The organism is Synechococcus sp. R55.2, from assembly GCF_047462075.1.
GTDB lineage: Bacteria > Cyanobacteriota > Cyanobacteriia > Thermostichales > Thermostichaceae > Thermostichus.
The window spans coordinates 25014-36963 of sequence record NZ_JANSIH010000042.1; the positions used below are offsets into that span (position 1 = coordinate 25014).

The 11950-nt window shown below is 58.9% G+C and carries 11 protein-coding genes and 1 pseudogene; 7 read left to right on the forward strand and 5 right to left on the reverse strand.

Annotated features, from left to right (window positions below; all coding sequences use genetic code 11):
* Positions 1-2 precede the first annotated feature (2 nt).
* Positions 3-371 carry a gamma-glutamylcyclotransferase gene (locus tag NW838_RS01650; protein ID WP_011431987.1) on the forward strand — a complete coding sequence of 123 codons (369 nt, stop codon included), beginning with the start codon at positions 3-5 and terminating at the stop codon, positions 369-371.
* On the opposite strand, the gene NW838_RS01655 is transcribed toward NW838_RS01650, so the two are convergent.
* The 4 genes from NW838_RS01655 to minC form a co-directional block, all read right to left on the reverse strand.
* Complete coding sequence (locus NW838_RS01655; protein ID WP_414427379.1) at positions 349-2628, reverse strand: cation:proton antiporter; 2280 nt, start codon at positions 2626-2628, stop codon at positions 349-351. The genes NW838_RS01650 and NW838_RS01655 overlap by 23 nt on opposite strands.
* Before the next feature lie 372 nt (positions 2629-3000).
* Complete coding sequence (gene minE / locus NW838_RS01660) at positions 3001-3303, reverse strand: cell division topological specificity factor MinE (protein WP_414356181.1); 303 nt, start codon at positions 3301-3303, stop codon at positions 3001-3003.
* 98 nt (positions 3304-3401) lie between these two features.
* The gene (gene minD / locus NW838_RS01665) at positions 3402-4208 is read right to left on the reverse strand and encodes a septum site-determining protein MinD (protein ID WP_414356180.1); all 807 of its coding nucleotides are present in this window, start codon (positions 4206-4208) and stop codon (positions 3402-3404) included.
* Positions 4205-4939 (reverse strand): septum site-determining protein MinC, encoded by a 735-nt coding sequence (minC, locus tag NW838_RS01670; protein WP_414427380.1) that lies wholly within the window; start codon positions 4937-4939, stop codon positions 4205-4207. Before minC ends, minD begins: the two co-directional genes overlap by 4 nt.
* A 172-nt stretch (positions 4940-5111) precedes the next feature.
* Here minC and NW838_RS01675 point away from each other — a divergent pair, with 172 nt between their 5' ends.
* Complete coding sequence (locus tag NW838_RS01675; protein WP_011431982.1) at positions 5112-6065, forward strand: M48 family metallopeptidase; 954 nt, start codon at positions 5112-5114, stop codon at positions 6063-6065.
* 119 nt (positions 6066-6184) lie between these two features.
* On the opposite strand, the gene NW838_RS01680 is transcribed toward NW838_RS01675, so the two are convergent.
* Positions 6185-6550 carry a hypothetical protein gene (locus NW838_RS01680; protein WP_414329642.1) on the reverse strand — a complete coding sequence of 122 codons (366 nt, stop codon included), beginning with the start codon at positions 6548-6550 and terminating at the stop codon, positions 6185-6187.
* Between the two features lie 236 nt (positions 6551-6786).
* Between NW838_RS01680 and NW838_RS01685 the strand changes: the two genes are divergently transcribed.
* From NW838_RS01685 to NW838_RS01705, 5 genes and pseudogenes are all read left to right on the forward strand, one after another.
* Positions 6787-7254, forward strand: coding sequence for a hypothetical protein (locus tag NW838_RS01685; RefSeq protein WP_414356176.1), 468 nt, complete (start codon positions 6787-6789; stop codon positions 7252-7254).
* Between the two features lie 68 nt (positions 7255-7322).
* Complete coding sequence (locus tag NW838_RS01690; RefSeq protein WP_414356175.1) at positions 7323-8150, forward strand: DUF2993 domain-containing protein; 828 nt, start codon at positions 7323-7325, stop codon at positions 8148-8150.
* 112 nt (positions 8151-8262) lie between these two features.
* On the forward strand, positions 8263-9771 hold the full coding sequence (gene ftsY, locus NW838_RS01695; protein WP_414427381.1) for a signal recognition particle-docking protein FtsY: 1509 nt from the start codon (positions 8263-8265) through the stop codon (positions 9769-9771).
* Positions 9772-9798: 27 nt separating this feature from the next.
* Positions 9799-11610, forward strand: a complete 1812-nt coding sequence (locus NW838_RS01700) for a DUF2254 family protein (RefSeq protein WP_414356171.1) — start codon at positions 9799-9801, stop codon at positions 11608-11610.
* A 75-nt stretch (positions 11611-11685) separates the two neighbouring features.
* Positions 11686-11950: pseudogene (locus NW838_RS01705) on the forward strand (hypothetical protein); the annotation flags it as partial.

Consider the following 11950-nt stretch of genomic DNA (forward strand, 5'->3'; position numbering starts at 1 on the left):
CTATGCAACCGACCACAGTGGTTTTTGTCTACGGATCCCTGCTGCGGGGCGGCCAATACCACAGCTTGCTGCAGGGGGCAGAATTTTTGGGGACAGACAGCCTCAACCACATTGATCTTTACAGTCTCGGCCCCTACCCGATGGCAGTTCGTGGCCGAAACCGGCTCTACGGCGAGTGCTACCGCATCCCCTTGAGTCTATTGCCCCGATTGGACGAACTGGAAGACCACCCGCGGGTGTACGAACGGCAGTGGGTGCAACTGGATAGCGGCACCTTTGCTTGGGTTTATCTGGGTCGGCCTGAGCAGGTGCAAGGGTGCTCGCTCATCCCCAGTGGCCGCTGGCTGGTTAGAGATCAAAGTGGAGCTTGACGCCCTCAACATACTGGGGCGGCAACAAAGACTCTATCCCACTGTTGTGCTCCGCACCACTGTCGCGAACGCGAGTGTGAACGGCTGCGGACGGATCCCATTCTTGGGAATCAGGCTCTTTGGCGGAGAGAACACCAGCATCCACAGGGCTGGAAACGCGCTCCAGGTAGTAGATGCGATCCCCGCGTCGCCAAATGTCTGGCTCAGGCAGGTAGAAGAGCCGACCCGGTCGAGATGAGCCGCTCCTCAGCCGCTGCGGGCGCACCAACAACAAGGGCAGGCATAGATCGGCTTTGATTCGATAGGCAAACTGATCCCGCAGCCGTTCAAGGGTGGGATCCTCCAGTCCCATCTGGGCCAGGAAGGGATTGGGCAGCGCTGTCGGGAGCGACTCTTGAGCTGCTAAGACAAAGGACTCCGTCCTGCTGTCGCGAACAGCCTTGTTGCTTGCCTCTGGCAGGGCCGAAGCCGAGAAGGGGAGGGGTAGGCCCAAGTCCGCCAACGTGGGTAGGGTGATCGAGCGCAGCTCGGCCCGATTGGCCTCCAGATAGCCGGCCCAGCGCTGCAGTTGGGAGAAGGAAGGCTGCAAGGTGCGGATCCCTTCTGAGATAGGCATATCCGGCAGCAACACCGTCCAGATGGTGGCAGAAACCGAGAGCTTAACCATCAACTCGGCAATGGCCCAGTTCACCTGCGGATCCAGAGTGAGGATCAACAGGGTTTCCGCATGGTCGATATCAGCCTTCAACAGAGCAGACTCGTTCAGCACGGCCTCCTGCAGGGATCCGGGGGCAGCCTCTGGCTTCGGGTCAGGTTTGTGGGTGCCATTGCCATGTTGCTCTGCACCACTGTTGCTCCGCATCCCTGACGCGATGGCGGCACGACGCTTCTGCGAAACGGAGTCTTTGGCGTCCGCTGAATGGGAAGCTTCGTAGCTGCCATACCCATTTTTGGAAGCCCCAGAAAGCAGTGGGATCACCTCGACTGTCTGGTTCAGCGAGCGCATCAACTGGGCCAATTGGTTGGTGAGGGGATGATCGCCGATGATTATGGTGGAACTGCCCTGATCCAGACCCAGCCAACGGGCCACCCAAGCCGCGGTCAGCCCCTGTACCGTCACCGTCACCGAGATCGTCAAAAACACCAGCGCCTTGAGGGCATCTCCCCCGGTAATGCCGCGTTCTGTCAGCAAAATGGCAAACAAGGACGCCACCGAAGCCGCCACAATGCCCCGAGGAGCCAGCCAAGCCACAAACAGCTTCTGCCGCCAATTCAGGTCGCTGCGCCAGGTACACAGCCACACGCTCAAGGGGCGGATGACCAGCATCAAGCACAGCACTGTGGCCAGGGATCCCCAGCCCAGGGCAAACACCGCCTTGAGGGAGAGCGTGGCGGTAAGCAAAATAAAGATCACCGAGATGGCCAACACCACCAACTGGCCGTGAAACTGCCGCACACCCCGCTCGGCAATGGCCGCCTTCTGCCGCACCACCAGGCCCGCCATCACCACTGCCATCAGCCCCGCCTCCGATCGCAGCGACTGGGCCAAGGCAAACACCCCCAGCGCCCCTGCCAGCACCACCGAGTTGCGCAACTCCTCGGTTAAAAACTGCCGCGACCAGAGCAGGAAGGATCCCATCAGCCAGCCCCCCAGCGCTCCCACCGCCGACCCGATGGCCAGACGGCTGGACAACTGTTCCAAGGCCATGAGAAAACTGGGATGGCCGGAGAGCACCACCTGCAGCACCACCACTGCCAGAATGGCCCCGATGGGATCGATCAGCACCCCTTCTCCCTCCAGGAGCGTGCTGACTGCCGGATCGACCCGTACCCGCTTCAAGATGGGGTTGATCACCGTCGGCCCTGTTACCACCACCAGGGATCCAAATAAAAAGGCCAGCCGCCAGGGAAACTCCCCCAGATAGTGAGCTGCTGCCGCTCCCCCCACTAGGGTCAGCAGGGATCCCAACAAAACCAAGTTGCGCAGGCTATCCGATACCGGATTGAGGCGTTGCAGCCGCAGGTTCAGCCCCCCCTCAAACAAGATCAGGGCCACCGCCAACGACACCAGCGCTTCCAGCCCGGATCCCATGACTTGGGGATGAACCCAGCCCAAACCATCTGGCCCCAGCAACAGGCCAAACAGCAGCAGGAAAACAATGCTGGGCACTCTGACAACATTAGCCAGCACCTGAGCAGCGATCCCGGCCACCAGGGCTAGCGTAAACAGGATCGTCAGCTCAAATGAATCTTGCATATTGAGGCTTAACCGAACGCAATAGCGGGACGGAGCCCTTACCTTTCCAGCTACTGAACGCTAACAATCTCGTCGCTGCCATCGTTAACGTCGTTGTTGCTCCGCAACGCTAACGCCAATACAAACTGCTGAAAAGTCTCCAATCGTCAAGGGGGCTCTACCCATCACGTCAGCAGTTCATGAGCCCAAACACGCAGAGCTAACTCATGTGTGTCGGCCCCATGAAGTTGCAAAAGCTACACTCAGCCTGCTTCTCGCTACAGTACACACGACTTACCTCAACCTATCACAGAGCGAGCTTGACGACCACTCTGGCATTGGGAGCCCTGTTGGAATGAAGGCCAATTAACATGCTGCCAAAAATCTCCCCTTCTAGGCTTTCTCGCCTTCCGGGTGGCTGAGACCCGTCTCTAAGGGCTTAACGCGACGGATGGGCAGATTGGCAATGAGAGCAGTCGTTCCCCCTTCCGTAGCCAAATGAAACTGCATCCCCTCTGAATCTAGCTCCACATAGCGCGACACCACCCCCAAAATCTCTAGGCGCATCGATTCCAGTGCCGCTGGGGTGAGATCAGCGCGGTCATGGGCCAAGATCAGCTTTAACCGTTGCTTGGCTTGATGGCGGCTGTTGCCGGAGTGCCGAGAAAAAAGCTGATCCAAAAAATCGAGGAGCATAGGTTTTGCCGGCCTTGTTACTCAGTTGTGAAAGTTGTGAACAGGTCAAAATTGCCATTCCAATCTGGATAAAGTGGGGAAAAACGACAAAACAGTTGTCAGAGCACCTTTTGGTTTAAAAACCGTTTGGCCCGCTCCCAAAAAGACTCGCTCAAGCTGGCCAGCTTGGGAAACTCCACCGCTTCCCCTTCTAGCCGTCGGGCAATGCGCTGGATGGCCTGAGCAGCCAGAGTTGGATTGGCGGAGAGAACCAGGGGCTCCCCTTTGTTGGTGGAGACGATCACCTCGCGGTCTTCTGGAATAATACCCACCAACGGGATGGCCAGCACCTCCACCACATCTTCCACCGACATCATCTGGCCGGCTGCCACCATGTCCGGGCGCAGGCGGTTGACAATGAGCTGAGTCGATGAAATCTGGGCGGCTTCCAACAAGCCCACCACGCGATCTGCATCCCGCACCGCTGCCACTTCTGGGGTGGTGATGATGATGGCCTCGTTGGCCCCGGCAATGGCATTGCGAAACCCTTGTTCGATCCCTGCCGGACAATCGATCAGCACGTAGTCATGGCTGCTGGCCAGCTTCTCGATCAACTGGCGCATCTGATCCGGATTCACCGCCGTTTTGTTGCGGGTTTGGGCTGCCGGCAACAGCGAGAGATGGGGGGTGCGCTTGTCTTTCACCAAAGCCTGCTCGAGGCGGCACTCCCCGGCAATCACCTCTAGGGCCGTGTACACCACCCGATTCTCCAGCCCCAGCAGCAAGTCCAGGTTGCGCAGGCCAAAGTCTGCATCCACCACCACCACCGAGCGACCCAAGCGCGCCAAGGCAGTGCCCAGGTTGGCCGTCACGGTGGTTTTGCCGACTCCACCTTTACCAGAGGTCATGACGATGACTCGGCTCATACTCCTCTCCGCAGAAAATCTTGAAGGCTGGCGATGCAGATGACATCTTCCTGTAGGTAAACCACTTCAGGGGTGTTGGGCAGGGATCCGCCTTCTGGCGGACGGGCCACTTGATCGGCAATGCGCAACTGAGTGGGCTCCAACTGCAAAGCCAAAATTACAGCTCCCTTGTCGCCGTCGGCCCCCGCGTGAACCAGGCCCCGCAAGCGTCCCCAAACCCAAACATCTCCTCCGGCAACGATCTCGCCGCCGGGGTTGAGATCCCCCAACAGGAATACGGATCCTCTGTGACGCACGGACATGCCAGAGCGCACTGTCGAACGTAGGTACAGAGGTGTGGTGTCTGGGGGAGCAGGGGGAACTGCCCCCAAAAGGGAAGATTGCTCCACAGAATACCCCAACGTCGCTGCTGCAATCGCTGTCGAGCGGGATCGAGTTTGAACGCGCCACAGTTGCAGTCCATGCTGAGACAATAGGGCAGCAAGAAGTTGTAGGGTGGGCATGTCCAGCTCTCGCTGCTGGCTCCAGAGGGTGAGGGGAGCGACCCCGGCCCAGTAGGGTTTGCGGCTGCGCAACTGCCAAACCAGGTTTTCCCAAAGCTCTTCCCAAGGTAAGGTGCTGGGCAAGTGCAGATGAATCCCTTGTGCATCCGACCGAAAGTAAACGCTGCCCGTGGCCCAGGAGTCTGGAGATGGGGAGATTTCAGGGTTCCATGTAGGGGATCCCGTCATGACCGCCCTTAAACGTCTGCCTGAATATAGAGCCCTATCCTATTCCATTCCCCCAAGCCAGGGGAAACTCTCTCGGCGGTTGCCCTTGATAGCAAAGCGGTTTCGCTTGGGTGGCAGGACAATCTTGCTTCGGGATCGCTAACTTGAGGGTACTTGATGGAGCCAATTCCTGATGTTGAAACCTCGCCACACCCTCAGGCTGCTCGCGCCAGCAGGACAGGATCCTCTCCTCTCCAAGGGGTGGAGTTCTCGCGCGGTGAGACCGGTCGCCATTGCCCTACTCAGCATTCTTGCGGCATCTGGGATGGGATCCCCTGCCCATGCCCAAGATCTGGGCCGTTTGCTGATTCATGGCCTTCAGTGGCTGCAGGTGAGCCAGTTGAACGATGCCCAAGAGGTGAGCTTAGGCCGCCAGATCGATCGACAACTGAAAGCGCGGGGACAACTTCGCCTCAGTTCGGATCCCTACTGGGTCGAGCGGGTGAACCGCATTGGCCAACGGGTGGCCGCCCACAGCGAACGGCCCCATCTGCCCTACACCTTTCAAGTGGTGGAAGATCCCGACATCAACGCCTTTGCCACACTGGGAGGCTTTGTCTACATCACCACCGGTGCCCTTGCAGCCGCCGACAACGACGACCAGATTGCCGCCGTGCTGGCCCACGAGGTGGCCCACATCGGCGAACGCCACGGCCTGCAACAACTGCAGCAGGCTGCCACTGCCCAGTTTGGGGCTCAATTGTTGGGGCTCAACGACAGTACCCTGGCCGCTCTGGCCCTGGAATTGGGAGTACGGCGCCCGCAGAGCCGTGAAAACGAGTTTATCGCCGATGAAAAAGGTCTGGGGGCAGCCTATCGCGCCGGGTTTGACCCGCAGGGCATGCCGCAATTTTTGGCCAAGTTGCAATCCCGCGGATCTGTGCCAGAGTTCCTGCGCACCCATCCCCCCGTCTCGGAGCGCATTGCCCGCCTCAACCAGCTCATCATTCAGCACGGCATGGTCAGCCCAGCCGGTCAGACCGTTCCACTCCACGGCTCCGGCGGCTCCATTTGGCCCTCCGGATCCCCCGAACAAACCCAACGCACCGAGATTGAGATCCTGCCGCTACTCCCTGTCCTGCCCTAACTCGGCACAGAGGGATCCCTTCTGCCCAAGGCCGGCTGAAATGGCTCTCGCTCCCAATCTTTGGCCTTGATGACTTCCTGTGTTTCTTGGTCGGGGATGGCTACTGGTGGAGCTGTGCTTCACAGCAAAGGCAGACCGCGTAGTCTCCGCAACTGGTTGAGGTGGGCCGGGCAATCACAGCCGAATAGGGCAACAGCTGCGTTGCTTTCTTCAAGGGTGAACTCTAGGAAAGGAGGCTCTGTCACCTCGACTTCAGCCCAGGACTCCGTCTCGCCAACGCGAGCGGATGGGATGGGATCCTTCTGCTCGGGAACAAGAAGAGGATGTCTCCACGGCAGAGAACGGGAGCGGACAACATTCAGGTCAAATGGGGGCGCGTCCAGGGTAGAAGCTCGAGCTGCAGGAGCAAACCAAAGCAGCAACGCCCACAGAGCCGGTGCCGGCCACCTTGCCCAGCGCCAATAGGAATAGGGGATCCCTGCCATAGACCTTGCTAGCTCACTCCAGCTTTAGTGTACCGTCCGTTTTGGGTTTTGCCAGGGAGTGGCTGAAGTGAAGAGTTGGTTTAGAATATCTTTAGATTTGGGCCCATTTGAACTGGGGGAGGCCGACCTTTAGCCTTGCCAACGGTATGCCTCTTCCGCAGCGCTCCACTGGATCTAGCTTGCTGCCCTTTCCCGTCCTGTTTTGTTCATCACCTCTATCAACTCAGGAGATTCTTATGGCCGTTCCAAATGGTCGTTCCAGCACGCTTCCAGAGCAAGAAGCTTCTTCTGTGGGAAAGGACGCTCTTCCGCCAACGCAAACGGGTAATGCTCTAAACCTGGCTCCCCTGCCTGCTGATGGAGCCTCTGGGGCTGCTCAGATGCCGGTACTGCTGGAGGAGAAATCCGGCCCACCGGTGTTTCCCAGCCCTGTCAAGTTCAGCGAAATTGGGATTGATCATCGTCCGGTCGGGGCTTCGACCCTGAAAGTGGTGGATTACTATGCCGACGGACGTCCAGTTACTGCTGCAACTCTCAAAGTCGTGGACACCTGGGGCGAGGGACGCCCAACGGTTGCCTCTGGGGCCAAATTCATCCATGATCCCACGCTCAATCGCCCGATAATGGCTGATGGCCTGAAAATTGCCAAAACCTTTATGGGCAATCGCCCCATTGAGGCCAGCCCCCTCAAGGTGATGCGCTAGCCCGGATCCCCAAGGTGGGCCAGGGATCCCCTTGCTAACCTGGGTTGGGGCACATCCGGTTAGTGATCATGGAGATCCTGGCAGTTCTCTTGGGGCTGTTGGCGGGCTTGGGAGGAGGAGCGGGCTATCTGGCGGATCAGACGGCGCGGCAGCTTCTGTTGGATCAGTTGGATCGGGCAGAGGTTTTGGAGGTGCGCATCCAAAGCCAGCCCAATTACCGGCTGCTGAATGGCCAAGCGGATCGCCTGCTGATCGCCGGTCGCGGGCTCTATCGAGCGCCCTTTCCCCGCATCGAGCTTCTGGAGCTGGAAACCGATCCGGTGGCAATTGACCCCTCTTTTTTCCAGGGGGCTCCCTTGCGCCTGACGCGACCTCTGCAAGCTGCGGTGCGGGTGGTGGTGCGAGAAGAGGACTTGAATGCTGCCCTCAACATGCCAGAGGTGCTCCGCCAGTTTCAGGATCTCCGGGCCGATCTGCCTTTTGGGGGAGCGGGAAGGGAAGCTCGCCGTTTCGATCTGCGTCAGCCCCGCGTCGAGTTTTTGGATCCCAACCGCATTCAGCTCTCTGCCCTTTTGGTGGAGGAAGACGGCGGTACCGAGCAGAAGGACTCCGTCCAGCCAACGCGAGCAGTGGAGGTGGTGTTCAACGCTGGGATCCGCATGGAGGAAGGGCGCAGCCTAAAGCTGGAGAATCCGGAGTTTGTGATCGGTTCTGTACGGGTTCCTGATGAGATCTCAGCAGCGTTTTTGGGCGGGCTCAATGAGGTGTTTGACCTGCAAGAGCTGGAAGAGAGCGGGATTCTGGTGCGGGTGCTCAGCCTGGAGATAGAGCCTGACCAATTGCAGGTGATTGGGTTTGTGCGGGTGGAGACGCTGGAAAGGACTTTGTCCCGCTAACGCGAAGGTCGGGGATCCCTGTTGAGCGTGGATGAGCTTCTTGAGGCTGCGCTCTAGAAAAGGGGCTGCTCTGTCAAACTGGATAAAGATCAGCCAGGCTGGAGATGGGATTATGGCCTTCGATTGGTTTCGCCGCCGCTATACCGACTCTACCGACTCTCCTGGTGAAGCGGAGTCTTCGCCACCAGCCCCCGCGCCAGCCACAGAACCGGCGGAGATCTCCCCTGAAGACTATTTGGCTTTTGCCAAAGCCGCCTATGCCAACCTGAAGGCCCGTGCTGCTGCCCAAGCCCCACCGGCAACCCAGGACTCTGTCCCACCTGCGCCAGCGGAAGGGATCCCTGCAGAATCCGTCCAGCCACAGCCACCGGCCTCGACTGAGGACTCCGGCCCACTTGCCCAAGCAGAACCCCGTGAACCCGTCCAGTCCTCCACTCCAACACAAGAACCAGCATCTCCAGAATCGCCCCCTGTGCAGCCGGCGGCAGCTCCCTCGTTTTTCGATCTGGCTCCCCGCGCTGCTGAGCGTCTCCAAGCCCTGCAAGCCAGCGCTGTGGACGAGCCCAAACCCGAGGCGGCGACTGCAGCGGTTGCTCCTTCTCCAGAGACTGGGCCGGAAGAGCTGGTCTTCGATGAGGGCTTCCGCTGGTCAGCCGAGATCCTGGCGGCCCAAGGGCGCAAACCGGAAGAGATCTCCGTTGAGGAAATCTCCTGGCTGCAAAAGCTGCGGCGAGGCTTGGGCAAAACTCGCCTTAACCTGATCAACCAGTTGAAAGCGCTGGTAGGCCGCGGCCCCCTGGATCAGAAGGCTGTGGAAGAAATTGAGGCCCTGTTGCTGCAGGCCGATGTGGGGATCGACGCCACCGAGCGGATCATCCAAGCCCTACAAAAGCGTATGCGAGAGGAGGTGGTGCCCCCAGAGGAGGCCGTCAAATACCTCAAGCAGCAGATGCGGCAGATGTTGACGGTGGGGGATCCCACCTTTGCGCCGCAACGGGACACGCTCAACATTTGGTTGATTGTCGGGGTGAATGGGGCGGGCAAGACCACCACCATTGGCAAAATTGCCCATGTTGCCCGCGAGTCTGGGTACCGCTGTCTGATTGCTGCTGCTGATACGTTTCGGGCTGCTGCTGTGGAGCAGCTCAAGGTTTGGGCAGAGCGAGCAGGGGTAGAGGTGATCGCCAATCCCTCTCCCAATGCCGATCCGGCAGCAGTGGTCTTTGACGCCATCACAGCCGCCAAGGCCAGGGGCACAGAGCTGCTGTTGGTGGACACGGCAGGCCGTCTGCAAAACAAGAAAAACCTGATGGACGAGCTGGCCAAGATCCGCCGCATCGTTGACAAAAAAGCTCCCGAAGCCAAAGTAGAAAGCCTTCTGGTGCTGGATGCCACCCAAGGGCAAAACGGGTTGCGCCAAGCCGAGGTATTTGCCGAGGCTGCCAAGTTGAGCGGCGTGATCCTGACCAAGCTGGATAGCACCGCCAAGGGGGGGATTGCCCTGGCCATTACGCAGCAGATGAACCTACCCATCCGCTTTATCGGCGCCGGAGAGGGGCTAGAAGATCTGCGGCCTTTTTCCAGCTACGAGTTTGTGGAAGCTCTTCTAAGCGAGTATTGAGGCACCCCCTCTCTGAGAAGGGCCATTGTGAAAGAGAGACACACAGATCCAGGCTTTGTTGGGCGTCGCCCCCGCTTTCTGCCCTGGAGTGCTGCAGTGGTGGGGGCAGGTTTGCTTTGGGCTTGGGGTGGGCACCGCTGGATCCAGAGCGGGTTGAACCTGGTTCGGGCGGGATCCACGCAGGATACAGAAGCTTTGCAGGAATTTGTAACCACCTTGGCTCAGGTGTTGTCGGGGGTGCTGGGCTTTACCCTCTCGGTGGTGGCCATTGTGGTGCAGTTGAGCGCGGATCGCTTCACCCCCAAGGTCACGGAGCTGTTTTTGCGCGAGAAAGTCAATTTCTACCTCTTCTTTTTCCTGATTCTGGCCAATGTGGTCAGTTTGTGGAGTTCGGCAGCCCTGGGCTTTTACGTTCGTGTTGGCGTTGCGGAGCAACACCCTCCAGGGTTGCTCGTCGGGCTGAATCTGCTGCTGGGCACAGCTTCGTTTTTGATGCTGATCCCCTACTTTCGCTTCGTGTTTCACTTTTTGCAGCCGGCTTCGATTATCCATCGCATTGAGCAGCAAGTGCGGCAGGCCATCCTGGGATCCCTTGCTTCCAGGAGATCAGGATCGGACTCCGGATCCAAGAGGGGCTATTTCTCCCGTTGTTCACTGCAACTGCGGCCTCGTCACGACAACGTTGTGCAGCAACAGCGATGCGCAGGAATACAGGGTGCCGTAGGCATAGCAACAGAGCAGCACTCTCCAATGGGCGAATGCTCGCCAGCTCATCAGCGCTGCCTCTCGGCTCTGGATGAAATCAAAAGCATCGCCACCAGTGCTCTCCGTCAGCAGGAGGGGAGCATTCTCCTGGAAGCCTTGGACAGCTTGAAGTCTCTGTGGGTCTTCTATGCTGCTCACAAAGCACAACTGCCCCCTGCCTGGTTTCTCTTTACCCCGGCTCTGCGGCGGGATCCAGACTTTGCTTCGGTGGATAAGGGACTCTTGAGCCAGATTGAGGCAGAGGGATCCTGGCTGGAGCTGAAGATACTGCGGCAGTATCAAGCCTTGTTTGCCGAGGGGCTAAACGGCATGCGCCAGGCAAGCACCCTGGTGGCCATTCACAGCCGGGAACTGGGGATCCGCGCCCTGGAAACCCAACAACTCACGGTAGCGGGGTGGGTGATCAAGTTTTTCAATACCTATCTGCGGGCCGTCATCAACGCGCGAGACATCCGCAGCGGCTACAACCTGCTCAAGCAATACCGTTTGTTGGCCGAGGCAGCCCTGCAACAGCGCCATTCGGCTCTGGTCTTGCAGATTGTTGGCTACTTTCGCTATTACAGCCTGATTGCCTACAGAGCGGGCCTCTTTTTCTTGTCCGAAACCTTTGGCTTCGATTTGGGAATGTTGGCCCAGTCGAGCTGTGCTCTGGGCTCTGAAACAACGGAAGCCATTGTGCAAGCCTTGTTACGCCTGGATCAAGACCCCGTTCGCGTCAGCGGGACGGAGTCCTTAAGCGAGCAACAGGAAACTACCCTGCGTGGGATCCGCAAAACCCAGGTGCGGGTGGCAGCCTATTTCCTCAGGTGTGGGCGGGAGGATTTGGCCAAGCTGATCTATTGGGATATGCAGCACGAGCCCCTGGCGCGCCTACAGAGCATCCGGCAAGAGCTACAGTCCACCACGGCTGTTATCGCTACTCGGACGGAGTCCTCGTTCTGGGAGTTCACCGATCGAGGGGAGAACTTCTACTTTCTCGAACCGGCTCTGCAACCCTATGCCGACCAATTTTTTGGGTGGTTTCAGGGGCTAGCCGCCGTGCAGGAGGAACAGGGATCCGTGGAACTTCCTTGAAGAGAGGAGACCGGATCCCTCACGGCAGAGTTTAAGCTGGGGCAGGGCTGCTGCTTGTTGTCGTTCCCTTGTCCCATGCGTCCTTTGAGTCACCTCTTCGCGTCAGCGTTGCGTAGTCACAACAGCCCAGGCTTTTCTCCCCCCAGGGGATCTCTGGGATCCAGCTCCTTTGTCCGGTTTCGCCGCAATCCTCATCTGCTGCCCTTTTGGGGCCTCAGCCTGCTGATGATGGGCTTGGCGGTGCCCCTGTTTGTGCTCTCGGGGGCGGATCCCAGTTTGGCCGGCTGCGACGAGAGCTTTTATGCCCAAATGGCCCGCGAGCTGCTGCGGAGAGCGGATT

Coding starts and splice junctions, on each gene's coding strand:
- NW838_RS01650 (WP_011431987.1), top strand. CDS start 3: ATGCAACCGACCACAGTGGTTTTTGTCTACGGATCCCTGCTGCGGGGC.
- NW838_RS01655 (WP_414427379.1), bottom strand. CDS start 2,628: ATGCAAGATTCATTTGAGCTGACGATCCTGTTTACGCTAGCCCTGGTG.
- minE (WP_414356181.1), bottom strand. CDS start 3,303: ATGCTCCTCGATTTTTTGGATCAGCTTTTTTCTCGGCACTCCGGCAAC.
- minD (WP_414356180.1), bottom strand. CDS start 4,208: ATGAGCCGAGTCATCGTCATGACCTCTGGTAAAGGTGGAGTCGGCAAA.
- minC (WP_414427380.1), bottom strand. CDS start 4,939: ATGACGGGATCCCCTACATGGAACCCTGAAATCTCCCCATCTCCAGAC.
- NW838_RS01675 (WP_011431982.1), top strand. CDS start 5,112: ATGTTGAAACCTCGCCACACCCTCAGGCTGCTCGCGCCAGCAGGACAG.
- NW838_RS01680 (WP_414329642.1), bottom strand. CDS start 6,550: ATGGCAGGGATCCCCTATTCCTATTGGCGCTGGGCAAGGTGGCCGGCA.
- NW838_RS01685 (WP_414356176.1), top strand. CDS start 6,787: ATGGCCGTTCCAAATGGTCGTTCCAGCACGCTTCCAGAGCAAGAAGCT.
- NW838_RS01690 (WP_414356175.1), top strand. CDS start 7,323: ATGGAGATCCTGGCAGTTCTCTTGGGGCTGTTGGCGGGCTTGGGAGGA.
- ftsY (WP_414427381.1), top strand. CDS start 8,263: ATGGCCTTCGATTGGTTTCGCCGCCGCTATACCGACTCTACCGACTCT.